We start from the raw sequence: 24,368 nt of genomic DNA on the forward strand, positions 1-24,368 counted from the left end.
TCCGACCGTTCGAGCGGGCCCCGTTCTTCCGGCCGTTCCAGCTGTCTACGGGAGCAGTTCGGAGATCGGCACGTCCGGCCCCGCCACAGCCGCCCCCAGCACCCCCACCAATTTCTCCGCGATCCCCACCACGGTCCCCTTCTCGAATACGTCCGTGTTGAATTCCACGAAGCCGTCCAACCCTTCCGGCGCCCCCTCCCCCGACCGCCTCTCCGTAAGCCCGAACGACAGATCGAAGTGGGACACACCGAGATCCAGCGGCTCGGTTCGGGCTGGGTTGCCGGCGAGGGTGAAGTGGCGTTCGGGGGCGTTGTCGAGGGTGAGGAGGGTTTGGAAGAGGGGGTGGCGGGCTGTGGAGCGGGCGGGGTTGAGGGCTTCTACGAGTTGTTCGAAGGGGAGGTCCTGGTGGGACCAGGCGGCCAGGTCGGTTTCGCGGACGCGGGTGAGGAGTTCGCGGAAGGTGGGGTCGCCTGAGGTGTCGGTGCGCAGGACCAGGGTGTTGACGAAGAAGCCGACGAGGTCGTCCAGGGCCTGGTCGGTGCGGCCGGCGATGGGGCTGCCCAGGGGGATGTCCGTACCGGCGCCGAGGTGGGTCAGGAGGGCTGCCAGGCCCGCTTGGACGACCATGTAGAGACTGGTGCCGGTGTCGCCGGCCAGGGCGTGGAGGCCCTGGTGGAGGTCGGCGGGGATCTGGAGGGGGAACATGTCGCCCTGGTAGGTGGTGGCTTCGGGGCGCGGGTGGTCGAGGGGAAGGGGGATTTCGGCGGGCAGGTCCGCGAGCTGAGTGCGCCAGTAGGCGAGTTGGCGGCTGTAGGTGCTGTCGGGGTCGGCCGGGTCGCCGAGGAACTGCTGTTGCCAGAGGGTGTAGTCGGCGTACTGGACGGGGAGCGGGGTCCACTGGGGTCCCTCGCCTGCGCTGCGGGCGTCGTAGGCCGCGGCGAGGTCGCGGGACAGGGGGGCCATGGACCAGCCGTCGCCTGCGATGTGGTGCAGGAGGAGGAGCAGGACGTGGTCCGTCGGGCCGGTCGTGAAGAGGGTGGCCTTCAGCGGGTGTTCGGTGGTGATGTCGAAGGGGTGGCGGGCGGCCTTGCCCAGGGCCGGGGCGAGGTCGTCGGGGGTCAACTCCACCACAGTGAGGAGGTCGCGACCGGAGTCGGGCGGGAGGATGATCTGCTGGGCCGCGCGGGCCCGGCGCGGGAAGACGGTGCGCAGGCTCTCGTGGCGGGCCACGAGGTCGCCGATGGCGGCCCGTAGGGCCTCGGGATCGAGGGTGCCGGAGAAGCGCAGGGCCAGCGGGATGTTGTAGGTGGGACTGGGGCCTTCGAGGCGGTGCAGGAACCACAGGCGGCGCTGGGCGTAGGAGAGGGGAATGGGGGTGTCGGGACGCGCGGCGGGTTTCACCGGCGGGCGGGGCTGGGCCGTGGCGCTGTCTATGCGCTGGGCCAGGGCGGCGACGGTGGGCGCCTCGAAGAGGGCGCCGATGGGGAGTTCCACGTTCAGGGCCGTACGGATGCGGCTGATCAGGCGGGTCGCCATCAGGGAGTGGCCGCCGAGGACGAAGAAGCTGTCGTCGATGCCGACGCGGGGGACGCGCAGCACGTCGGCGTACAGCGCACAGAGGATCTCTTCCTTGGGTGAACGGGGGCCCCGTCCGCCGAGTTCCGAGCGCGGGTCGGGGGCGGGCAGGGCCTTGCGGTCCACCTTGCCGTTCGGGGTGAGCGGCAGGGCGTCGAGCGCCACCAGTGCGGACGGGACCATGTAGGCGGGGAGCCGGTCGCGCAGGTGGCGGCGCAGGGCCGTGGCGTCGAAGGCTTCCTTCGTCACGGGGACGAGGTGGGCGATCAGGCGGGTGTCGCCGGGGGCGATCTCGCGCAGGTTGACGGTGGCCTGGGCGACCGTCGGGTGGGCGTCCAGGACGGTTTCGATCTCGCCGGGTTCGATGCGGAAACCGCGCATCTTGACCTGGGTGTCGGCGCGGCCGACGTAGTCGAGTCGTCCGTCGGCGGTCCAGCGGACCAGGTCGCCGGTGCGGTACATGCGGGTGCCCGGCGCGCCGAAGGGGTCGGGGAGGAAGCGTTCGGCGGTCAGTCCGGGGCGGTTCAGGTAGCCGCGGGCGAGGCCGGCGCCGCCGACGTACAGTTCGCCGGTCACCGACGGGGCCACGGGGCGCAGGGCGCTGTCGAGGACGTAGGCGCGCATGTTGTCCATGGGGCGCCCGATGGGGACGGTGCCGGCGACCCGCTGCGGCCCCTGGAGGGCATGGTAGGTCGCCGCCATGGTGACCTCGGTGGGGCCGTAGACATTGAAGACGCGGGTGTCCGGGCAGGCGCCCAGGATCTTCTGTACGGCGGACGGGGAGGCCGCTTCGCCGCCCGTCCAGACCTGGCGGACGCCGGCCAGCGCGCCGGGGCACTCCTCGGCGAGCAGGTTGAACAGGGCCGTGGTGAGGAGGACCGCGGTGATGTGGTGATCGGTGAGCAGGCTCCGGTAGTCGTCGGGGGTGAGGTCGCCGGGCGGGGCCATGACCAGGTGTCCGCCGTTGAGCAGGGGGATCCACAGGTCGAAGGTCGAGGCGTCGAACGCGATGGAGGCGTGGCCGAGCACGGTGTGCCGGGCACCGTCCGGCGCGCCCTCGCCCCAGCAGTGGTCGGCGGCCAGGCCCACCACGTCGCCCTGGGTGACGGCGATGCCCTTGGGGGTGCCGGTCGAGCCGGAGGTGTACATGACGTACGCGACGGTGTCGGCGTGGGCGGTGGGCGCGGCGAGGTCGGTGGCGGGGAGGTCCGCCACCGTTCCGGCGCAGTCGTCCACGTGCACGGCCGGTACGCCGGGGAGGTAGGCGGCGGCCGGGAGGTCGCGCTGGGTGAGGACGAGGACGGCCTCCGTCTCGGCCGCGATCAGGCGCATCCGGGCGGCCGGGTAGCGCCGGTCGAGCGGTACGTACACGCCGCCCGCCTTGAGGACGGCGAGGATCGCCACGACCAGGTCGGCTGAGCGGTCCAGGAGGACGGCGACGCGGCTCTCGCGGCCGACTCCGTACTCGCTGATCAGGTGCCTGGCCAGGCGGTTGGCGCGGGCGTTCAGCTCGGCGTAGGTGAGGGTCGTGCCGTCGGCGGTCACGGCGGGCGCGTCGGGGTGGGCGGACGCCCTGGCCTGGAACGCCTCGGCGAGGGAGGTGCGCGGGACGGGCCGGTCGGTGGCGTTGACCTCGCCGAGGAGCAGGGCGCGCTCGTCGGCGGTCAGTACGTCGAGGTGGGCGAGGGACTGGTCGGGGTCGGTGGTCACCGCGTCGAGCAGCGCGACCAGCCGGGCGGCCAGCGCCTCGACCGTGCCGCGGTCGAAGAGGTCGGTGCTGAATTCGATCGCACCGTCCATGCCGGGCCGTTCGCCGTGCGCGCCGCGCCGTTCGGTCAGGAAGACCGACATGTCGAAGCGGGACGCGTCGACGTGCACGGGTTCGGTGTGGGCGGGGTGGCCGCCGAGGGTGAACTCGCCCTCCGGCGCGTTGTCGAGGGTGAGCATCGTCTGGAAGAGGGAGTTGCGGGCCGCGGAGCGGACCGGGTTCAGGGCCTCGACGAGCTGCTCGAAGGGGAGGTCCTGGTGGGCCCAGCCGGTGAGGGCGGTGTTCCGTACGCGCTGGAGGAGTTCGCGGAAGGTGGGGTCGCCCGAGGTGTCGGTGCGCAGGACCAGGGTGTTGACGAAGAAGCCGATGTGGTCGTCCAGGGCCTGGTCGGTACGGCCCGCGACGGGGCTGCCGAGCGGGATGTCCGTACCGGCGCCGAGGCGGGTGAACAGGGTGGCGAGGCCGGCCTGGAGGACCATGTAGAGGCTGGTGCCGGTCTCGCCCGCGAGGGCGTGCAGGCGCTGGTGCAGGTCCGCGGGGATCTCCCAGGTGATGGAGTCGCCGCGGAAGGAGGCGCGCTGCGGGCGCGGACGGTCGAAGGGCAGGGCGATCTCCTCGGGGAGGTCGCGCAGCTGCTCGCGCCAGTACGCGATCTGGCGGCCGTAGACGCTGTCCGGGTCCTCGGGGTCGCCGAGGAACTGCCGCTGCCAGAGGGTGTAGTCGGCGTACTGGACGGGCAGCGGCGTCCACCGCGGGGCCCGGCCCGCGCGGCGCGCGTCGTACGCCGTCGCCACGTCGCGCGACAGCGGGGCCATCGACCAGCCGTCACCGGCGATGTGGTGCAGGAGGAGGAGCAGGACGGTCTCCTGCGGGCCCACTCGGAAGAGCTTCACGTGCAGCGGCAGGTCGGCGGTCAGGTCGAAGCGGTGCCGCGCGCCCTGCTTCAGGAGCTCGCGGAAGGCCGCGGGGTCGTCCGGCACGTCCTCCGTGACGCTGAGGATGTCGAAGGCGTCCGGCTCCGTGGCCGGGTCGAGGACGACCTGCTGCGGGGTGCCGCCGGTCTCGCGGAAGACCGTGCGCAGGCTCTCGTGGCGGGCGAGCAGGTCGCCGAGGGCCGCCCGCAGCGCCTGTTCGTCGACCGGTCCCGCGATGCGCAGCATGAGCGGGATGTTGTACGTGGGGCTGGGGCCTTCCAGGCGGTACTGGAACCACAGGCGGCGCTGGGCGTACGACAGGGGCAGGACCTCGGGGCGCGGCATGGGCCGCAGGGCGGTGCGGGTCCGCGCGGTGGACAGCCCGAGGCGTTCGACCAGGGCCTCGACGGTGGGCGCCTCGAAGAGGGCGGCGATGGGCAGTTCGACGCCCAGTACGGCACGGATGCGGCTGACCAGGCGGGTGGCGAGCAGGGAGTGGCCGCCGAGGGCGAAGAAGCTGTCGTCGATGCCGACGCGGGTGACGCCGAGGAGGTCGGCGTACAGCTCGCACAGGATCTCCTCCTGCGGTGAGCGCGGGGCCCGGCCGCCCGCGTCCCCGCCGGTGCGGGCCGGGTCGGGGGCGGGCAGGGCCTTGCGGTCCACCTTGCCGTTCGGGGTGAGCGGCAGCGCGTCGAGCACCGTGATCACGGACGGCACCAGGTGTTCCGGCAGCCGGCCGAGGAGGTCGCGGCGCAGGTCGGCGGCGAGGGTCTGCCGGGCGGCGTCGGCGGTGGGCACGACGTAGCCGGTCAGGCGCAGGTCGCCGGTGCGGTCGGCGCGCGCCGCCACGGCGGCCTGGCGCACCGCCGGGTGGGCGGTGAGCGCCTGCTCGACCTCGCCCGGTTCGATGCGGTGGCCGCGCACCTTGACCTGGTCGTCGGCGCGGCCGACGAACTCCAGGCCGCCGTCCGCGCGGCGCCGTACGAGGTCGCCCGTACGGTACATGCGGGCGCCCGCCGGGCCGAACGGGCAGGCCACGAAGCGTTCCGCGGTCAGCGCGGACCGCCCCAGGTAGCCGCGGGCCAGGCCGGAGCCCGCGAGGTACAGCTCGCCCGCGGCGCCGTCCGGCACCGGGCGCAGCAGTGCGTCGAGCACGAAGAGCCGTACGTCGCCGATCGGCGCGCCGAGCGAGGGCACCACGCGCCCGCTCAGCGGCTCGCCGACGGTGGCGCACACGGTGGCCTCGGTCGGGCCGTACGCGTTGACCATGTGCCGCCCCGCCGACCACCGTTCCACCAGGTCGGCCGGGCACGCCTCGCCCGCCACCACCAGCGACGCGAGGCCGGGCAGCGTCGCCTGCGGGGGCAGCGCGGCCAGGACCGACGGCGGCAGGGTGGCGTGGGTGACCCGCTGCTCGGCGAGCAGTTCCTCCAGGCCCGCTCCGGGCAGCAGCCGCTCCCCCGGCGCCATGACCAGGGCGGCGCCGGTCAGCCAGGTCACGCACATCTCGGAGACGGACGCGTCGAAGCTGGGCGAGGCGAACTGCAGGACGCGGCTCTGCCCCGTCACCGCGAACCGCTCGGCCTGCGAGGCCGCCAGCGCGGCGAGGCCCGTGTGCGTGACGACGACGCCCTTGGGCGTGCCGGTCGAGCCGGAGGTGTGGATCACGTACGCCGGGTGGGCCGGGCGCAGGCCGGTCACCGGGGCCGTGTCGGGATGAGCGGACAGATCCTGGCGTACGGCTTCGTCGTCCAGGACGAGGACGGGCGCGGCGTCGGCGAGGACGAACGCGCGACGCGCTTCCGGGTACTCCGGGTCCACGGGTACGTACGCGCCGCCCGCCTTCAGCACGGCCAGCAGCGCCACCGCCAGCTCCACCGAACGCGGCAGCACCACCGCCACGCGCGCCTCCGGCCCCACGCCCTGCCCGATCAGCCAGTGCGCCAGCCGGTTCGCCCGCGCGTCCAGCTCCCGGTACGACAGCGCCTCGCCCTCGAAGACCAGCGCCGTCACCTCCGGCGTACGCGCCACCTGCTCCGCGAACAGTTCGGGCAGCGTGCTGTGCCGTACGGCGGGCACGGCGGCCGACGCGTCACGGCGCAGCCGCTCGCGCTCCCCGGCCGTCAGGATGTCGAGGTGGGCGAGGGGGACGTCCGGCGTGGCGGCCGCCGTCTCCAGGACGCGGACGAGCTGGGCGGCGAGCGTCTCGGCCGTGCCGCGGTCGAAGAGGTCGGTGCTGTACTCCACGAAGCCGTCCAGGCCGCGCGGTTCGCCCTGCGGGCCCTGGCGCTCCCAGAGGCTGAAGAAGAGGTCGTACTTGGCGGTGCCGGTGCTGAGCAGCTCGGAGCGGGTGCGGACGCCGAGCCGCCCGAAGCCGCCCTCCGGGGCGTTCTGCACGGCGGCGACCACCTGGAACAGGGGCTGCCGGCCCGCGGAGCGCACCGGGTTCAGGGCCTCGACCAGCTGCTCGAAGGGCAGGTCCTGGTGGGTCCAGGCGGCGAGGTCGGTGTCGCGGACGCGGCGCAGCAGCTCACGGAAGGTGGGGTTGCCGGAGGTGTCGGTGCGCAGCACGAGGGTGTTGACGAAGAAGCCGACGAGGTCGTCCAGGGCCTGGTCGGTGCGGCCCGCGACGGGGCTGCCGAGCGGGATGTCCGTACCGGCGCCGAGGCGGGTGAGCAGGGCCGCCAGCCCGGCCTGGACGATCATGAACAGGCTGGTGCCGGTGTCGCGTGCCAGCGTGTGCAGATCGGCGTGCAGGGCGGCGGGCAGCTCCAGGCCGAAGGCGTCGCCCCGGTACGTCGCGCGCCGCGGGCGCGGGCGGTCGTACGGGAGCGCGATCTCCTCGGGGAGGCCCTTCAACTGGTCGGTCCAGTAGGCCAGCTGCCGGCTATGGACGCTGTCCGGGTCCTGCGGGTCGCCGAGGAGGTCACGCTGCCAGAGGGTGTAGTCGGCGTACTGCACCGGCAGCGACGACCACTGGGGCGCCGCGCCCTTGCGCCGCGCGTCGTACGCCTCGGCCAGGTCGCGCGCGAGCGGGGCCGCCGACCAGCCGTCTCCTGCGATGTGGTGGAGCAGGAGCAGCAGCACATGCTCGTTTGGTTTCACGTGGAACAGCGTTGCGCGCAGCGGCAGTTCGGTGGTGATGTCGAAGGCGTGGCGGGTGGCTTCGTGGAGCAGTCGCCGTACGTCGTCGGGGCCGGTCCGTACGACGGAGAAGACGGACGACAGGTCTGGCAGGTCGCCCAGGTCGCGGGCGACCTGGTGCGGGGTGCCGGCGGCCGTCTCGTGGAAGACCGTGCGCAGGCTCTCATGGCGGGCGAGCAGGTCGCCGAAGGCCGCCCGCAGCGCGTCATGGTCCAGTTCGCCGGACAGATGCAGCGCGAGCGGGACGTTGTACGTGGCGCTCGGGCCCTCCAGGCGGTGCAGGAACCACAGGCGACGCTGGGCGTACGACAGGGGCAGCGCGTCGGGGCGCGGGGCCGGGCGCAGCGCCGGGCGGCCACCGGAGGCGGCGGCGTCGATGTGCTCGGCGAGCCGGGCGACCGTGGGGGCCTCGAAGACGGCGGTGATCGGCAGGTCCACGTCCAGGGCGGTGCGGATGCGGCCGATCAGGCGGGTGGCCAGCAGGGAGTGGCCGCCCAGGGCGAAGAAGCTGTCGTCGATGCCGACCTGGGGCACACCGAGGACATCGGCGTACAGCTCGCACAGCACGCCCTCGCGCGGGGTGCGCGGCGCCCGGCCACCGGTCCCGTCGCCCGCGTGGGACAGGTCGGGCGCGGGCAGCGCGGCGCGGTCCACCTTGCCGTTCGGCGTCAGGGGGAGGGTGTCCAGCGCGACGATCGCGGAGGGTACGAGATAGGCGGGCAGCCGGTCGCGCAGGTGCCGTTGGAGGTCGGTGACCAGGGCCGCGGTGGTCAGGGCGGCGCCGGGGTCGGTGGTGTGGCCGGCGGGGGGGCCGGTGAGGTCGCCGGACGGGCGGCAGAGGGCCACGGGGGCCGCCGAGGCCAGATCCGTCTCCGGCGCGAAGAGGACGTCGTACTGTCCTTCCGTGCCGTCGGGCGACCACGTGACGGCCGTCCACAGGCCGAGGCGGGCGCCCAGTTCGGTGATCAGCTCGGGTTCGGCCCCGGTGGCGGCGTCGGTCCCGCCGAGCCGGGCCCGCGCCTCGCTCACCGGCAGGCCCGCCGTGACGGCGGCCTCGGCCGCCGCCTCGCCCGCCAGACGCGGGTTGGGCACTCCGGTCAGACGCAGCCGCTGCCCGGCCCTCTCCCGCAGAGCGGCTTCCAGGCTGCCTGTGTCGGTCACGTCCTTGCCCCAGGCCAGGCACGGCACATCGGCGAAGGAGACCGTACGGGCGGGCTGCTTGTGCAGGACGGCGTCGTAGCGGTGGCGGGTCAGCTCGTTGTGGTGGCGGGTGCCCTTGAGCCGGAGGTCGGCGCCTGCCAGAGCGGGCAGTTCGGCGGGCAGCGCGGCGAAGAAGTCGGGGTCGACGAGGAGTTCCTTCTCCAGCCGTACGCCCTGGTCGATCACCGCGGCGAGCGCGCCCGTGCCGGTGCCGGTCCCGGCGCGGGTCAGCTCGACGGCCGTACGGAAGAGCCGGAGCAGGCGCCGGTTGCGGATGTCGCCGACGAAGACCCGGCCGCCGGGGGCGAGCAGGTCCACGGCGTTGCGCAGGACGCGCAGGAAGTAGGCGGCGTTGGGGAAGTACTGGGTGACCGAGTTGATCACGATGGTGTCGAAGTAGCCGGTGGGCAGGCCCGTCGTGTCGTCGGCGGGGCGGCAGCTCAGCTCGACCTTGCCGGCCAGGTCCGGTACGGCGGCGACCTGACGGCGCAGCCGCTCGACGGCGGGCGCGGAGAAGTCCGCGCCCCAGTACGCCTCGCAGGCGGGCGCCACCTTGGAGAGCAGCAGGCCGCTGCCGACGCCCATCTCCAGGACCCGGCGCGGCCTGAGCGCGAGGATGCGCCGGACGGTCTCGGCGCGCCAGTCGCGCATCTCGTCCACGGGGATCGGGGTGCCGTCGTAGCTGCTGTTCCAGCCGCTGAAGTCCTCGCCGAACGGCGGCTCGTCGTCCTGCGGCTTGGCCTCGTCGGCGTACACGAGGTCGTGCATCTGCTGCCATTCGCCGACCTGGTGCGCGTCGTCCCCGGTGGCGTCCGGCGCGGGGCCGTCGGCCGGTACGACGTAGCCGATCAGGCGTACGTCGCCGGGCCGGTCCTCGCGGGCGGCGACCACGGCCTGCCCGACCCCCGGGTGGGCGGCGAGCGTCTGCTCGACCTCGCCCGGTTCGATGCGGTGGCCGCGCACCTTGACCTGGTCGTCGGCGCGGCCGACGAACTCCAGCTCGCCGTCTGCGCGGTGGCGCACCACGTCGCCCGTACGGTACATCCGCGCGCCCGCCGGGCCGAACGGGCAGGCCACGAACCGCTCCGCGGTCAGCGCCGGCCGCCCCAGGTAGCCGCGGGCCAGGCCGGTGCCGGTGACGTACAGCTCGCCGGTGCCGCCCGCCGGGACCGGGCGCAGCGACGCGTCGAGCACCTGCAGGCGCACGTCCGCGATGGGTGTGCCGAGCGTGGGCACCACCCGGCCGGACAGCGGCTCGCCGACGGTGGCGCAGACCGTGGTCTCCGTCGGCCCGTACGCGTTGACCATGCGCCGCCCCGCCGACCACCGCCCGGCCACGTCGGGCGGGCAGCTCTCACCCGCCACCACCAGCGAGGTGATCTCCGGCAGGGTGGTCCGCGGTGGCAGGGCCGCGAGGACGGACGGCGGCAGGGTGGCGTGGGTGACGCGCTGTTCGGCGACCAGTTCCGCCAGGCCCGCGCCGGGAAGCAGGCGCGCGGCGGGCGCCATGACGAGGGCGGCGCCCGACAGCCAGGCGACGCAGAACTCCGCGACCGACGCGTCGAAGCTGGGCGAGGCGAACTGCAGGACGCGGCTCTGCCCCGTCACCGCGAACCGCTCGGCCTGCGAGGCCGCCAGTCCGGCGAGACCCGCGTGCGAGACGACGACGCCCTTGGGTACGCCCGTCGAGCCGGACGTGTAGATGACGTAGGCCGCGTGGGCCGGGGTGAGGCGCGCTCCGGGGTCGGTCGCGGGGTGCGCGGAGAAGTCGCGGCGCAGGGTCTCCGCGTCGAGGACCAGCGCGGGGGCGGCGTCGGCGAGGACGAACGCGCGGCGGGCTTCCGGATACTCCGGGTCCACGGGCACGTACGCGCCGCCCGCCTTCAGCACGGCCAGCAGCGCCACCGCCAAATCAACCGAACGCGGCAGCACCACCGCCACCCGCGCCTCCGGCCCCACGCCCCGGCCGATCAGCCAGTGCGCCAGCCGGTTCGCCCGCGCGTCCAGCTCCCGGTACGACAGCGACTCGCCCTCGAAGACCAGCGCCGTCGACTCCGGCGTACGCGCCACCTGCCGGGCGAAGAGTTCCGGGAAGGGCATGGCGGAAACCCCCGCGTGCGTCCTGACGTTCACTGGTCCTCCACTCGTCGGCCGGCGCCTGGAGCGGGCCGTTCAAAAGGGTCGAAAGCGGAAATGGGGTTGCCTTGCCCGGCCGGCGGGCGCTCTGGGAAGGTGATCGCCATGGGGGCGAGCGGACGGCCGTGGGCGACGGTGGCGGGCACGGACGAGGTGCTGGGGCTGGTTCCGGCGTACGAGCGGCTGCTCACCGGGGTCGAGCGGCGGCGCGCTGACGCGATGCGGGCCGCGAGCGCACGGGCCGACTTCGTCGCCGCGCACGTGCTGGTGCGGCTCTGCGCGGCCCGGCTGCTGGACCGGCCCGCCGATACCCTCGTACTGGAACAGCGCTGCCCCGGCTGCGGCTCCGGCGAGCACGGGCGGCCGTCGCTGGCCGGGCTGCCGCAGGTGTCCGTGAGCCTGTCGCACACCACGGGCGTGGTGGCCGCGGCGGCGGGCCACGAACCGGTCGGGATCGACGTGGAGCGGCGCAGGCTGCCGGACGGCATACGGGGCGCGGCGGGCCGGGTGCTGAGCACGGCCGAGCGGGCGGCGATGCGCGAACACGCCGATCCGGACGCGTACTTCCTGCGCCAGTGGGTGCGCAAGGAGTGCTTCATCAAGCTCGGAAGGACGACGCTGGGCGGGCTGGCCGCCGTCGATCTCTCGGGCCTGCCGGGGCCGGACGAAGCAGTGGAAGTCCCGTCCCGCCACGGCGATCTGTACGTGCTCGACCACACGGACGCGCGCCGCGACGCGGTCGCCGCCGTGGTGAGCACGGCGCGTCCCCGGATCGGCGCGCTGCCTTCGCCCGCTGTTCCGGAGCGCCCGGCCGCCCTGGAGGGCCCGCTCACCTGACCGCCGCCCGTCACGCCGCCGCCCCTCACGCCAGCAGCTCGGCGAGCCGGGCGCGGTTGAGCTTGCCGTTGTCGTTGTGCGGCAGTTCCTCCAGGCGCCGGATGCGGCGCGGCACCATGTGCAGCGGGACGTGCCGGCGCAGCCAGTGGCCGAACTCGTGGGCGCCCATCTCCTTGCCCAGGTAGGCGGCGAGCAGCCGTACCTCGTCTTTGACGGTGACGGCCACCACGGCGGCCTCGGTCACCTCGGGGTGGCGCCGCATCGCGGCCTCCACCTCGCCCAGCTCCACCCGGTGCCCCATGATCTTGACCTGGCTGTCCAGCCGCCCGCGGTGCACCAGCCGGCCGTCCTCCCGGCGGACCCGGTCGCCGGTGCGGTACCAGTGGGCGCGGGTGAGCGGGCCGGTGCCGTCGTAGGGGACGGCGGGCACGCCCGGCTCGTAGTGGACGAAGCGTTCGGCGTTGTCGGCCGGGTCCAGGTAGCCGTCGAAGCGCTGGGCGCCGCGCACGCACAGTTCCCCGTCGTCGCACGGGTTCCCGTCCTCGTCCAGGAGGACGGCTTCCATGTGCGGGTACGGCTGCCCGATGGGGACCGTGCCGTTGGAGCTGCCCGCCGCGTCCGGGGCGTCGGTGAGGTCGTGGTCGGTGCAGGTGATGGTCAGCTCGGTCGGTCCGTAGAGGTTGTGGATACGGGTGCCGGGCGCCACCTGCTGCCACAGCGCGGTCAGCTGCGCGGTGACCGGCTCGGCGCTGAAGCAGCTGTGGCGGAGCGTGGTGACCTGTCCCAGCGGCAGGTTGCCGTAGCGCTGGGCGGTGGTGACCAGGGACGGTACGGAGAACCAGTGGGTGAGCCGGCGGCGTACCACGTAGTCCACCGGCCGGTACAGCTCGTCCTGGTCCGGCACGACGACGGTGGCGCCGGAGCCCCAGGCCACGAACAGGTCGTAGACGGACGGGTCGAAGGTCAGGCCGAAGGTCTGCGAGAGCCGGCAGCCGGGGCCCGCGTCGTAGCGGGCGATGTTGTACGCGATGTACGGGGAGACGTTGCGGTGGCGGATCGGCACGCCCTTGGGGCGGCCCGTCGAGCCGGAGGTGAACAGCAGGTACGCCTCCGTCTCCGGGTCGGCCGGGGCCGCGGGCAGGGCGCCCTCCGGCGGCTCCGGGAGGCCGTCGCCGTCCGCCGGGACGACGGTCACCGCGGGCCGGAAGTCGCCGGGCAGATCGGCGAACGTGGCCCGGTGCTCCTCGCCGACGAGGACCGCGCCGACCCCGGCGCGGCGGGCGATGTCGAGGTTGCGGGGCAGCGGGTGGTCCGCGTTGAGGGGGACGGCGGAGGCGCCGAGGCGCTGGATGGCCAGGTACGCGACGTAGGTGGCCACCGTCCGGGAGGCGACCAGCGCGATCCGGGCGGGCGGACCCGCCGTGCCCTCGGTGGGCAGCTCGTCGAGGACGCGGGCCGCCAGGGCCGCCGCCCTGCGGTGCAGGTCGCCGTAGCTCAGGACCTGCTCGCCCAGTTCGAGGGCCGGGGCGTCGGGCCACCGGCGGGCGGAGTCGGCGAACCACTGGTGGAGGGTGCGGTCTTCCAAGGCGGGCTCCTGGCGTACGGGGTCCACGGGGAACGAAGCGGGGGTCGGGGCGGGGGTGCTGTCTTCGGTGGGCGGGCGGTTCACGAAGCGGCCTCCGCCGGTGCCGCCGGGGCCTCGGCGCGCTGCCGCTGCGCCGCGCCCATCCGTACGACCGGCCGCGCGACCAGCGCGAAGAGCAGCAGCACACCGGCTCCGGCGGCCACGTACGGGATGTTGACGTCGACCAGCTTGGCCACCGCGCCGCCCGCCAGCGCGCCCAGCGGGATGGTGCCGGTGCCCACCAGGCGGTAGACGCCGTTGAGGCGGCCCAGCTGGTCGGGCGGGGTGGTGGCCTGGCGGAAGGAGACGGTCAGCGCCTGGTAGACGGCGGCGCCGAGCGCCATGAGGGCGAAGCCGGCGGCCGCGGCGAGCGCGTGCCGCACCAGGCCGGTGAGCAGCATCGCGACGCCCATCAGGACCATGCCGCCGAGCGCGGCGGGGAAGAGCCCGAAGCGGTCGGCCAGCCGCGAGTTGAGCAGTCCGCCCGCGATGCCGCCGAGCGCGCCGACCGCCAGGAAGACACCGAAGGCAGCCTCCGGGAGGCCGAGCCATCGCACCACGTAGAGGACTTCGAGGGTGCCGGTGACGCCCATGAAGAAGTTGAGCGCGCCGAGCATGCCCGCGAGGGTGGCCAGCAACCGGTCGGTGCGGAGAAGGCGTACGCCGTCCAGGATCATGGTGCGCCAGCGCGGCGCGTCGCCCGGCCCCGTACGGCCGGAGGGCGCGGGGAAGCGCGGCAGGCTGACCAGCAGGGCCACGCCCAGCAGGAACGACACCCCGTCGATCAGGAACGGCAGACCCGCGCCGGCGACGAAGGCGAGGCTGCCGAGCGGCTGCCCCGCGGAGTCGCGGAAGATCAGCTGCGCCACGTGGAGCCGCCCGTTGGCGGTGGCGAGACGGCCGGAGTCCACCACCATCGGCAGATACGACTGGGACGCGACGACGTGCACCGTCTCGCCCAGCCCGAGCACCGCCGCCACCGCGCAGACCACCGGCAGGCTCACCGAACCGGTGGCCACGGTCAGGGTGAGGACCAGGACCGCGGCGGCCCGCAGCAGGTCGACGCCGATCAGCAGCGAGCGCCGGTCGGCCAGGTCCGCCCAGACGCCGGCCAGCGGCGACAGCAGCAGCGGCAGCCAGTTGGCGACTGTCACCAGGGAGATCAGCAGCGGGTCGGTGGTCAGGGAGAGGGCGAGCAGTGGCAGGGCGGTGAGCCGTACGCCGTCGCCCAGCGCGGAGACCGCGGTGGACGCCCACAGCCGCCCGAAGGGCGTGAAGCGGCCGCGGGAGACGTGCGCGCCCGTGCCCTCCGTCATGCCCACGGTTTTTCCGCGCCGTCGCCGGACCACAGGACCGGGCCCGTCGCGGTGAGCGTCGTGGGGGCGGCCTGCCGCTGCGGCACCAGGTGCAGGCGCTGGACGTCCGCCGGGGCGTCCGTGTCCGCCGCGCGGCCGTCCTGGCAGGCGCAGGGCTTGGAGTTGAAGCCCGCGAACCGGTAGGCGACCTCCATGATCCGGTTGCGTTCGGTGCGCCGGAAGTCGGCCTCCAGGTGCACGTCCGCCAGGGCGGCCTGGTCGGCGATCCAGCGCAGGACGTGGGTGCCGATCCCGAAGTTGACCACCCGGCAGGAGGTGGCGAGCAGCTTCAGGCGCCAGCTGGCCGGCTGCCGCTCCAGCAGCGCCACGCCGACCGCGCCGTGCGAGCCGAAGCGGTCCTCGACGGTGGTGACCAGCACCTCGTGGTCCGGGTCGGTGAGCAGGGCGCGCAGGTCGGCGTCGGAGTAGTGCACGCCGGTGGCGTTCATCTGGCTGGTGCGCAGGGTCAGTTCCTCGACGCGCGCGAGGTCGTCCGCGTCGGCGCGGGCGATGCGCATCCGCATGTCCAGGGAGCGCAGGAAGTCCTCGTCCGGCCCGTTGAACTCGCTCTGGGCCGCCTCGCGCCGGAACTTCTCCTGGTACATGGCCCGGCGGCGGCGCGCGTCGGTGGTGACGGTGGGCGCGAAGTCGGCGAGGTCCGGCAGTCCGGCCGCCTCCGCCGCGTCGTAGCAGCGCACGTCCGGCAGGTGGTAGGCGACCTCGGCGCGCTCGGTGTGCTGGTCGTCGATGAACGCGATGGTGTTCTGGGCGAAGTTCAGCTGCTCGGCGACGGTGCGCACGGCGTCCGACTTGCGGCCCCAGCCGATGTGCGGCAGGACGAAGTACTCGGCGACGCCCAGCGCCTCCAGCCGGGGCCAGGCGTCGGCGTGGTCGTTGCGGCTGGCCACCGACTGGAGGATGCCGCGCTCGTCGAGGGCGCGCAGCGTCTTCAGGACGCCGGGGCGCAGCCGAAGTTCGTCGTTCTCCAGGAGGGTGCCCTGCCACAGGGTGTTGTCCAGGTCCCAGACCAGGCACTTCACCGCCGGGCGGGTCTCCCCCGTCGTGGCCGCGGTCTTCGTGGTCCCTGCCGTCTCGCTGCCCGCCATGCCGGTCATACCTCCCAGAGGGTCACGGCCCACGCCGCGACCGGGCTGTTGTTCAGGACGAGGACGAGGTCGCCGGGCGCCAGTTCGCCGCGGGCCAGCAGCCGGTCCAGGTTGAGGACCACGTCCATGGCGCCGAGGTGGCCGTACGCCTGGAGGTGGTCGGTGCACACGGGGTGGATGGGCAGGCCGAGGAGGGTCTCGTAGAACTGGAAGGCCGGCGCGGTGACGTTCTGCATGAGGGTGGCGGCGATCCGCTCCCGCTCCACGCCCGCGTCCTGGAGGACCTGCCCGACCAGGCGCTTGAGGTGCTGCTGGCTGTGCAGGGCCAGTTCGAAGCGGTAGCGGTCGGCGGAGTTGACCTCCTCGCGCCACTCGTACCAGGGGGCGTTCTTGTAGTCGACCTGGAGGAGGTCGTGGAAGCGGCCGTCGGTGTGCTGGCGGTGGGCGCGCAGTACGGGGCGGCCGCCGCGCACCAGGGTCATGGCGAAGGCGCCGTCGCCGACGACGGTGACCGGGTGGCGCACCCGGTCCAGCGCGACCGGGCGGCTGGCGTGCGCGATCATGACGGACTGCCGGGACGGGTCGGCGACGAGGAGGTCGCGGGCCAGCGACCAGGCCGAGCTGGAGCCCGTACAGCCCAGGCCGTCCAGGACGAAGGAGAACGCCTTCGTGAGCCCGGCCTCGGACGCGATCCGGCCGGAGTCGGAGCCGAGCAGCACCTCGGGGGCGCGGGCGCCGACGACCACCAGAACATCGGGGTCGGGCGCCGCGGTGTCGCGTTCGCGCAGCTCGCGGACGGCGCGGGCGGCGAGGCTCGCCGCCCCGGGCTCGTCGGCGAACCGGCCGACCGTACGGATGCCGCAGCCGAGCGCGAAGTCCGCTTCTTCGCGCGGCAGTTGGCCGATCTCGTCCAGCTTCTCGACGGGTATCAGCTCGTCGGGCAGGAGGCAGTGCACGGCCCCCACCCCGACGGCCGCATCGCTGCCCCCGCCCGTGTCCGTGCCGCCGCCCGTGTGCGTCGTCGTCATCCCCGGCCCGTCCGTACGTGGTCCGCGAGGAGCAGCTGGCTGATCTCCGTGCTGCCCTCGATGATTTCCATGAGTTTGGCGTCGCGGTACGCCCGCGCCACCGGGTGGCCGTCGCGCGCCCCGCGGGAGGCCAGCACCTGGACGGCCGTGGCGGCGCCCTGGACGGCTTCCCGGGAGGCGACGTACTTGGCGACCACCGCCTGGGTGCCCAGCTCCGGACGGTTCTCGTCCCAGCAGGCGCTGGCGTGCTCGCAGCAGCGCAGCGCGACTTGCTCGGCGACGGCCAGTTCGGCCAGGTGCCGGGCGACCAGCTGGTGGTCGGCGAGCGGCTTGCCGAACTGCTCGCGGGTGCGCGCGTGCGCCGCCGCGCTGTCCAGGCACGCCCGCAGGATGCCCGCGCAGCCCCAGGCGACGGAGAGCCGCCCGTAGGTCAGCGCGGTGGTGGCGAGCAGGGCGACCGGCAGCCCGGCGCCGGACAGCAGGTGATCGGCGGGCACCCGTACGCCGTCGAGGTGGACGTCGGCGTGGCCCGCGGCCCGGCAGCCCATCGGGTCCGGCACCCGCTCGATGCGCACGCCCGGCGCGTCGGCCGGTACGACCACCACGGCCGCGCCGGAGCCGTACGTCCCGAAGACCACCAGCAGGCTCGCGTAGGCGGCGCCGGTCACCCACACCTTCGCGCCGGTGACGTGCACGGTGTCGCCCTCGCGGCGGATCTCCGTGCGCATCGCCGACAGGTCGCTGCCCGCGCCGCTCTCGGAGAACGCCACACCGGCCGTCTCACCGCCGGTGAGCCGGGGCAGGAACATGCCGCGCTGGGCCGCCGTGCCGAAGCGCTGGACGGTCCAGGCGGCCATGCCCTGCGAGGTCATCAGCGAGCGCAGCGAACTGCACAGCGACCCGGCGTACGCGGTCAGCTCGCCGTTGGCCCGGCTGTCCAGGCCGAGGCCGCCGTGTTCCGCGGCGACCTGCGCGCACAGCAGTCCGCGCCGGGCCGCTTCCCGTACGGTCTCCGCGGGGATGCGGCCGGCCAGGTCCCACTCCTCGGCGCGGTCGCCGACGAGTTCGCCGAGCGCGGCGCGGGCGCCGTCCGCGGTCGCCTGTGCCGTCACGCGCCCGCCGCTCCTTCGCCGCGCAGCCGCTGGACCAGCGCGGTGATGGCGGGCACAGTACGGAAGTTGTCCAGGGTCAGGTCGTCGCCCTCGACGGTGACCTGGAACTCCTGCTCGACGTACTGGAGCAGTTCCAGGGAGAACAGCGAGGAGAACGCCCCGGAGGCGAACAGGTCCTGGTCCACGGCCCAGTCGCCGCCGGTGCGCTCGCCCAGGAACGCCACCAGGCGCTCCTGTACCGCCGCGGCGCCGGGTGAAGTCGCCGCGTCCTGGTTGTCGACGGTGGTCATGCGCGCGTTCCTCCGTAGGAGTAGAAGCCGTTGCCGGTCTTGTGGCCGAAGTCGCCGTCGCGGACCTTCTCCAGGAGCAGGTCGCAGGCGCGGTATCCGTCGTCGCCGGTGCGGTCGTGCAGCACCTTGAGGGTGTCGACGATGTTGTCCAGGCCGATCAGGTCCGCGGTGGCCAGCGGCCCCGTACGGTGCCCGAAGCAGCCGGTGAAGACGCGGTCGACGGACTCGGCGGAGGCGCGGCCCTCGGCGACCAGCCGGGCCGCGTCGTTGATCACCCGCATCAGGATGCGGTTGGAGACGAAGCCGGGGCCGTCGCCGACCACGATCGCCTCCCGGTCCAGGGCGGTCAGCAGCCGGTCCAGCGTGGCCATCGCCGCGTCGCCGGTGCGCGGGCCGCGGATCACCTCGACCGCGCGGATCAGGTAGGGCGGGTTCATGAAGTGGGTGCCGACGACGTCCTCGGGCCGCTGGGTGTAGCCGGCCAGCTCGTCGACCGGCACGGCCGAGGTGTTGGAGGCGATGAGCGTGCCGGGCCGGACGGCGGCCGAGATGGCGGCCAGCGCCTCGGTCTTGGCCTCGGTGGTCTCGGTGACCGCCTCGATGACGGCCGCCGCGGACTCCAGGCCCGCGACGGTGGTGTCGGTGATCAGCTCACCGTCCGGGCCCTTGGGCAGCTTGCCCAGCAGCCGGGCGTGGCGCAGCTGCTGGCGCACCGCGCCGCGGGCCCGCTCCAGCTGCTCCTTCGACACGTCGGTGAGCAGCACCGGCAGGCCGCGGCCCACGGCGAGCGTGGCCAGTGCCGTACCCATCACACCGGCTCCGACGATGGCCAGCCGGCCGTCGCCCCATTCCTCGTCCACCATCGTCCTACCGGTCGTCTCGTCGGTCGTTTTGCCGTTGGTCACTGCGCCGCACCTTCCGTCACATCGGTCAGCAGGCCCGCGAAGGCGGGGCGCCCGGCGAGGTGGCGCAGGGCCCGCAGGGTGCGTTCGCCGTCCAGGCGGGGGTCCAGGCCGTGGTCGTCCAGCCACGGCCGCCACAGCCGGCTCTCCACGTCCACGCGCGGGGTGTCCAGGTCGTGGGTCTCGTACAGCGCCATGGTCGACAGCACCGGGTCGCCGGTCTCCAGCGCCCGCCGCCCGGCCAGCCGGGCCCACTCGGCGACCGGTACGCCGCGCGTCGGCGCGCCCAGCGCGGCCAGTTCGGCGAAGAGCGCGGCGAAGGTGGTGGTGTCCTCGCCGACCAGGTGGTACGCGCGGCCGACGGAGCCGGGCTCGCGGCCGAGCCGGACGACGGCGCGGGCCACCAGGTCGATGGGGGCCACCGGCAGCGGCATGTCGTCCGCCGGGTGGGCGCCGATGGCCAGGCACGCGGCGATCAGCCGCCAGAGCAGGTCCAGGTCGTTGCACGCGCCGGTGGCGGTGTCGCCGCCGATCAGGCCGGGGCGGAAGACGCGGACGCGCATGCCGTCCCGTTCGGCCTGGTCCAGCAGGCGTTCGCTGACCCACTTGGAGATGCCGTAGCCGCCGGCGTCCGGGTCCAGGGGCTGTTCCCGGCGCTCCAGCAGCCGGCCTTCGGAGCCGAGGGCCTGGCCGCAGGCGGCGAGGGTGGAGATGTAGCTGATGTCCGCGATGCCGTGGCGGCGCATCCAGCCGAGGAGGTGGTACGTGGCCAGGGTGTTGGCCGGGCGCAGCACCTCGTACGGCTCGGTGAAGACGACGTGGGCGCCGCAGTGCACGACGTGGCCGATGCGGCGGGCCAGTTCGCCGTCCCCGTAGGACTCGCAGATTTCGGCGATGTCCCGCAGGTCGCCGGGCACGACGCGGACGCGGTCCGGGTCGGGTTCGGGGAGCCGGAAGCGTTCGGCGGTCTCGCGCAGGCGCCGTCGGCCGTGTACCTCGTCGTCGGCGCGCACGAGGCAGTAGACGCGGCTGTCGCGGTAGCCGGGGTCCTGGAGGAGTTCGTGCAGCAGGAAGGCGCCGACGAAGCCGGTGGCGCCGGTGAGCAGCACGTCCGTGCCGGGCGGTGTCTCCCGCGGTGCGAGCGGCGGGAGTTCCAGGGCCAGGTCGGCGTCGATGAGGGCGGCGTCTGCCGTCCCGGTGGGCTCGCTGTCCGTACGGGCCGACGCGCCGCGGATCGCTTCGGCGACGCGGGCGACGGTGGCCTGGCTGCCGCCGGTGCGGTGCAGGTTGAGGAGCGTGCCGTACCGCTCCTGCACTTCCAGGGTCATCCGCAGGCCGAGCAGGGAGGTGCCGCCGAGGGCTCCGAAGGTGTCGTGCAGGCCGATGCCTCCGGTGCCGAACAGTTCCTCCCAGAGGGCGATCAGTTCGCCTTCGAGACCGGCGGGCCGGCCGGCGGGCGTGCTCGGCCGGGCGGGCTCCTGGGGAGCGGCGCCCGGTACGGCGAAGACGGAGTCGTCCAGGGCCGAGCAGCGCCGCCGGGTGAACGGGTACGTGGGCAGTGTGACGCGCCGGCCGGTGCCGTCGTCCATCGCGCGGGCGTCCACCGGGACGCCGTGCAGCCAGGCGTCCGCGAGGGCCGCGGCGATCAGTTCGGCGAGGTCGGCGCCGTCCTCCGCGGGGATCACATACCGGCCGGGGCGGCCCTCCGCCTCGCCTACGACGATCAAGTAGGCGTCGGCGGGCAGCGCAGCGGGCACGGTGTCGTGCTGTTCGGTACGGCGGCCGAGCGCCGCCAGCAGGGCGGTGCGTATCTCCTCGGCGCGCTTCCCGGCCGCGGTGACGGCCAGCACCGGGCGGCGGGTGCCCGCGCGGACGGTGCGGGCGGCGGGCGGGCGGGGCAGGCGCAGGGCGGCGGCCAGCCGGTCGGCGGGGGCGGTGACCACCCGGCGCTCGGTGAAGTCCTGCCGTCCGACGCGCAGGGTGTGGGCGATGTCCCCGGCCGGGGCGCGGTCCTGGTCGATCTCGTCGGCCAGGAGGCGGGAGAGCGCGTCCAGTTCCGTACGCGTACGGGCGGAGAGCTGGAGCCGTACGACGGGCCGGGCGGGCGCGGAGGGGCGGACCGGCTCCGGCGGCGGGGCGAGGACGACGGACGCGTTGGCGCCGCCGAGGCCCATCGAGTTCACCAGCACCTGGCGACCGGGGTCGGTGCAGTGCTCCAGGTCGGTGGGGACGTAGAAGGGGCTGTCGGCGAGGACGCCGGGGTCGCGGGCGTGCTCGAACATCGGGTGCGGGACCAGGTGGCCGGTGCGGGCGACGTGGATCGCCTTGATCAGCCCGGCGATGCCGGCGGCCGATCCGGCGTGCCCGATGTTCGCCTTGACCGTGCCGAGCGCGCACCGGCCGCGCTCGGCCGGGCGCCCGCCCGCCGCGCGCAGGCCGTCGATGAGGCCGCGCAGCTCGACCTGGTCGCCGAGCGGTGTGCCGGAGCCGTGCGCCTCGGCGTACCGCAGGTCGGCGGGGTCGGTACCGGCCACCGCGAGCGCGGCGGCGACCACCGAGGCGAGGCCGTCGGGGCTGGGCGCGGTGAAGCCGGGCCGGTGGGCGCCGTCGTTGCCGACCGCGCTGCCGCGGATCACCGCGAGGACCGGGTCGCCGTCGGCGAGCGCGTCGGCCAGGCGGCGCAGCACGACGACGCCGATGCCGGAGCCCGCGCCGGTACCGGTGGAGCGGATGTCGAAGGCGCGGCAGTAGCCGTCCTCGGACAGGACGCCGCCGGGCTGGTACTGGTAGCCGACGGACGGGTACGACAGGCCGCTGCCGCCCGCCAGCGCGATGTCGCACTCCTCGGACAGCAGGCTGAGGACCGCGTAGTGCACGGCGGTCAGCGAGGAGGAGCAGGCGGTCTGGACGGCCATCGAGGGGCCGCGCAGGCCGAGCTTGTACGAGACGCGGGGCGCCATGAAGTCGATGCCGCCGCCCAGTTGGAGCGTCAGGTCGTCAAAGGCGGCGGGGCCTTCCGTACGGGCGCGGGCATACTGGAGGAGCGTGTTGTACGTGCTGTTGCTGGCGCCCGCGAAGACGCCGACCTGCGGGCCGTTCGCACCGTTCGGCAGGTGCCCGGCCCGCTCCAGGCCCTCCCAGCACGCCTCCAGGAACAGGCGCTGCTGCGGGTCGATCAGCTCGGCCTCGACGGGCGGGTAGCCGAAGAACTCCGCGGCGAACAGCTCCGGGTCCCCGACCCAGCCGGCCCGGGTCACGAAGCCGGGAGCGGCGGCGGTCTCCGCGGACACACCACAGCGGCGCAGGTCCTCGGCGGGGATGTCCCGGAGCGAGACCACGCCCTTGTCGAGGTTGCTCCAGAACTCCTCGGGAGTCGCGGCCTCCGGGAACCGGCAGCCGACGCCCACCACCGCTACGGCGGTCTCGCTGTTCATCGCGCGGCGGACCCTTCCGCCTGCTCCGGGCCGCTGTCCGCGCGCCCGCGCCGGGCACTGCCGAGCAGCCGCCCGCGCCCGGCCGCAGCGGCCACCGGGGCCGGGGCCTCGGGCTCGTACGACGGGTCCAGCAGCCGGGCCTGCGCGCGCACCGTGTCGTGCCGGAACAGCTCGGCGACCTCCAGCTCGCGGCCGGTCTGCTCGGACAGTTCGTCGCTGAGCATGACCAGCAGCATCGAGTTGCCGCCCGCCTCGAAGAAGCCGGTGTCCAGGGGCGCTGCGTCGATGCCCAGCACGTCCTGCCACGCCTGGCGTACGAGCTGGAGCGGGTCCGCGGGGACGGACGCGCTGTCTTCGGGGTTCACCACGGGGGCCTCCGGGAGGGTGTCGGTTTCAAGCACGCCGCGCCGCCGCGGTCTCGAAGAAGGCGCGGGACCGGGCCATCGCCCGGCCGACCTTGTCGTAGGCGTTCTCCGGGTCGGCGAACGGGCCGACCTCGACGCCGATCCATCCGGCGTCGACGGCGAGGAGCTGTTCGGTGAAGGCGGCCATGTCCGCTACGCCCTCGCCCGGCACCAGGTGCTCGTGGAAGGTGCCGTTGGAGTCGGAGTAGTCAACGCTGTTGACCCGGCCGGCCAGCCGGCCCACCTCGGAGGCGGCCACGCCCGCGACGACCAGGTGGGAGACGTCGACATTGGCCTGGAGCGCCGGGGAGTCCACGTCGTCCAGCAGCCGTACGAGGTCGTCGACGTCGGTGATGAGCGAGGTGTCCATCGGCTCGGGCTTGACGCTGAGACCGATGCCGCGCGCCTCGGCGTACTCGGCGAGGCGGCGCACCGAGGCGACCAGCAGCTGCCACTGCGCCTCCTCGGGCCACATGGCACGCCAGAACCAGTCCCCCAGCAGCAGCTTCATGACCTCGCCGCCCAGGTCGCGGGTGAGGTCCACATGCATCTCGGCGCGCTTGAGATGGAATGCACGCACGACATCACGGAAATCACTGAGGCCGAATGCGTGACAGGCCGTCAAACTGATCGGCAGGCCCACCGCTTCCGCGTCGCTGCGGAATTGCAGCAGCCTTTCCGGTTCCAGTTCCATCGCCTCTTCGACGATGCAGATCCATTCGGCGCCCAGTTCGGCGGCGGCCCGCCAGGCGTCCTTGCCCTTGTACGGGGAACCATAGAACGCCTGGTCCACCAGCAGCCCGAGGCTTGTCTGACCGGTCATGGTTGGTTCCGCTCCTAGGTCGGTGCGCGTTCAGGACATGGGCCCGGAGAACTTCGGCCGTGAGGACACCGGGAAAGGCCCGGCGGGGAAGGGTGTTGGGTGCGGTGGTGGTCGGTACGGAGCGGACGCGCGGTTACGGCGGCGCATTACCCGCCGCGCGCACACCGGTGCGTGGACGGTCCGGTGCCGTGCGCGGCAGGCACGGCCCGCTCATAGGGATGGACGACGGTCGGTGTTCCGGCTTCGGGCGCCGGGCCCCGGGCCGCTACGCGGCGGTGGCCGCCGGGCGGCGTGGTGGTGCGGTGCGGCGGCCGGCGGCCCACCGGATCGCGCTGCCGGAGCGGGCGGCGGTGCCCGCCGCGTCCGCTCTCTCGTCGATTGCCATCATTCGCGCCCCCGTCGGCCAACGATCCTGACGACCTGTTGCGGCCCTGTCGAACACGGGGATGCTAGCACGCATCTCTGTGCGCACTCTATGGCGAAATGTCACCCCATGACGTCGCGTCGGCTGATGAACGTGCAGCTCAGAAGGGGTGGTTGGACGAAGCAACCGAAAGCGGGAGGGGGCGGCCCGAACGCCACGGGCGGGGTCGGCCGACGGCGTGGACACCGGCCCGGGCGTACGCCGGTGGCCGGGGCACGCGGCTATGCGAGGCCCGTGCGCCGGGCCGTGGGCGGCCGGTCACGGTACGTCTCCCGCCCGAACGCGGCGAGTT

12 protein-coding genes and 1 pseudogene are annotated in these 24,368 nt (G+C 74.1%); 1 reads left to right on the forward strand and 12 read right to left on the reverse strand.

Annotated elements, in window-relative coordinates:
- Nucleotides 1-45 precede the first annotated feature (45 nt).
- Nucleotides 46-10,701, reverse strand: a pseudogene (locus CP984_RS12580) (non-ribosomal peptide synthetase); the annotation flags it as partial.
- 141 nt (nucleotides 10,702-10,842) lie between these two features.
- Here CP984_RS12580 and CP984_RS12585 point away from each other — a divergent pair.
- The gene (locus CP984_RS12585) at nucleotides 10,843-11,574 is read left to right on the forward strand and encodes a 4'-phosphopantetheinyl transferase family protein (RefSeq protein ID WP_003981348.1); all 732 of its coding nucleotides are present in this window, start codon (nucleotides 10,843-10,845) and stop codon (nucleotides 11,572-11,574) included.
- A 25-nt stretch (nucleotides 11,575-11,599) separates the two neighbouring features.
- Here the strand turns inward: CP984_RS12585 and CP984_RS12590 are convergent, their stop codons facing one another.
- The 11 genes from CP984_RS12590 to CP984_RS42620 all read right to left on the reverse strand — a co-directional run bounded on the left by CP984_RS12590 (nucleotide 11,600) and on the right by CP984_RS42620 (nucleotide 24,040).
- Nucleotides 11,600-13,243: an amino acid adenylation domain-containing protein gene (locus CP984_RS12590; protein ID WP_003981349.1), complete on the reverse strand. Its 1,644-nt coding sequence runs from the start codon at nucleotides 13,241-13,243 to the stop codon at nucleotides 11,600-11,602.
- On the reverse strand, nucleotides 13,240-14,514 hold the full coding sequence (locus tag CP984_RS12595; RefSeq protein ID WP_003981350.1) for an MFS transporter: 1,275 nt from the start codon (nucleotides 14,512-14,514) through the stop codon (nucleotides 13,240-13,242). Before CP984_RS12595 ends, CP984_RS12590 begins: the two co-directional genes overlap by 4 nt.
- Complete coding sequence (locus tag CP984_RS12600) at nucleotides 14,511-15,668, reverse strand: HAD-IIIC family phosphatase (RefSeq protein ID WP_003981351.1); 1,158 nt, start codon at nucleotides 15,666-15,668, stop codon at nucleotides 14,511-14,513. Before CP984_RS12600 ends, CP984_RS12595 begins: the two co-directional genes overlap by 4 nt.
- Nucleotides 15,665-16,687, reverse strand: coding sequence for a 3-oxoacyl-[acyl-carrier-protein] synthase III C-terminal domain-containing protein (locus CP984_RS12605; protein WP_003981353.1), 1,023 nt, complete (start codon nucleotides 16,685-16,687; stop codon nucleotides 15,665-15,667). Before CP984_RS12605 ends, CP984_RS12600 begins: the two co-directional genes overlap by 4 nt.
- Entirely contained in the window at nucleotides 16,684-17,799 is a 1,116-nt protein-coding gene (locus tag CP984_RS12610) for an acyl-CoA dehydrogenase family protein (protein ID WP_003981355.1), read from the reverse strand. Before CP984_RS12610 ends, CP984_RS12605 begins: the two co-directional genes overlap by 4 nt.
- Entirely contained in the window at nucleotides 17,796-18,089 is a 294-nt protein-coding gene (locus tag CP984_RS12615) for an acyl carrier protein (protein ID WP_003981357.1), read from the reverse strand. Before CP984_RS12615 ends, CP984_RS12610 begins: the two co-directional genes overlap by 4 nt.
- Nucleotides 18,086-18,994: a 3-hydroxyacyl-CoA dehydrogenase family protein gene (locus CP984_RS12620; RefSeq protein WP_003981358.1), complete on the reverse strand. Its 909-nt coding sequence runs from the start codon at nucleotides 18,992-18,994 to the stop codon at nucleotides 18,086-18,088. Before CP984_RS12620 ends, CP984_RS12615 begins: the two co-directional genes overlap by 4 nt.
- Nucleotides 18,991-22,425 (reverse strand): thioester reductase domain-containing protein, encoded by a 3,435-nt coding sequence (locus tag CP984_RS12625; RefSeq protein ID WP_030185025.1) that lies wholly within the window; start codon nucleotides 22,423-22,425, stop codon nucleotides 18,991-18,993. Before CP984_RS12625 ends, CP984_RS12620 begins: the two co-directional genes overlap by 4 nt.
- Entirely contained in the window at nucleotides 22,422-22,793 is a 372-nt protein-coding gene (locus tag CP984_RS12630; protein ID WP_003987412.1) for an acyl carrier protein, read from the reverse strand. Before CP984_RS12630 ends, CP984_RS12625 begins: the two co-directional genes overlap by 4 nt.
- 25 nt (nucleotides 22,794-22,818) lie before the next feature.
- Nucleotides 22,819-23,652 (reverse strand): sugar phosphate isomerase/epimerase family protein, encoded by an 834-nt coding sequence (locus tag CP984_RS12635; protein ID WP_003987413.1) that lies wholly within the window; start codon nucleotides 23,650-23,652, stop codon nucleotides 22,819-22,821.
- Between the two features lie 265 nt (nucleotides 23,653-23,917).
- Nucleotides 23,918-24,040: a hypothetical protein gene (locus tag CP984_RS42620; RefSeq protein WP_255304222.1), complete on the reverse strand. Its 123-nt coding sequence runs from the start codon at nucleotides 24,038-24,040 to the stop codon at nucleotides 23,918-23,920.
- Nucleotides 24,041-24,368: the final 328 nt, after the last annotated feature.

Source organism: Streptomyces rimosus, from assembly GCF_008704655.1.
GTDB classification, from domain to species: Bacteria; Actinomycetota; Actinomycetes; order Streptomycetales; family Streptomycetaceae; genus Streptomyces; species Streptomyces rimosus.

Coding starts and splice junctions, on each gene's coding strand:
- CP984_RS12585 (WP_003981348.1), top strand. CDS start 10,843: ATGGGGGCGAGCGGACGGCCGTGGGCGACGGTGGCGGGCACGGACGAG.
- CP984_RS12615 (WP_003981357.1), bottom strand. CDS start 18,089: ATGACCACCGTCGACAACCAGGACGCGGCGACTTCACCCGGCGCCGCG.
- CP984_RS12595 (WP_003981350.1), bottom strand. CDS start 14,514: ATGACGGAGGGCACGGGCGCGCACGTCTCCCGCGGCCGCTTCACGCCC.
- CP984_RS42620 (WP_255304222.1), bottom strand. CDS start 24,040: ATGATGGCAATCGACGAGAGAGCGGACGCGGCGGGCACCGCCGCCCGC.
- CP984_RS12605 (WP_003981353.1), bottom strand. CDS start 16,687: ATGACGACGACGCACACGGGCGGCGGCACGGACACGGGCGGGGGCAGC.
- CP984_RS12635 (WP_003987413.1), bottom strand. CDS start 23,652: ATGACCGGTCAGACAAGCCTCGGGCTGCTGGTGGACCAGGCGTTCTAT.
- CP984_RS12600 (WP_003981351.1), bottom strand. CDS start 15,668: ATGACCGGCATGGCGGGCAGCGAGACGGCAGGGACCACGAAGACCGCG.
- CP984_RS12625 (WP_030185025.1), bottom strand. CDS start 22,425: ATGAACAGCGAGACCGCCGTAGCGGTGGTGGGCGTCGGCTGCCGGTTC.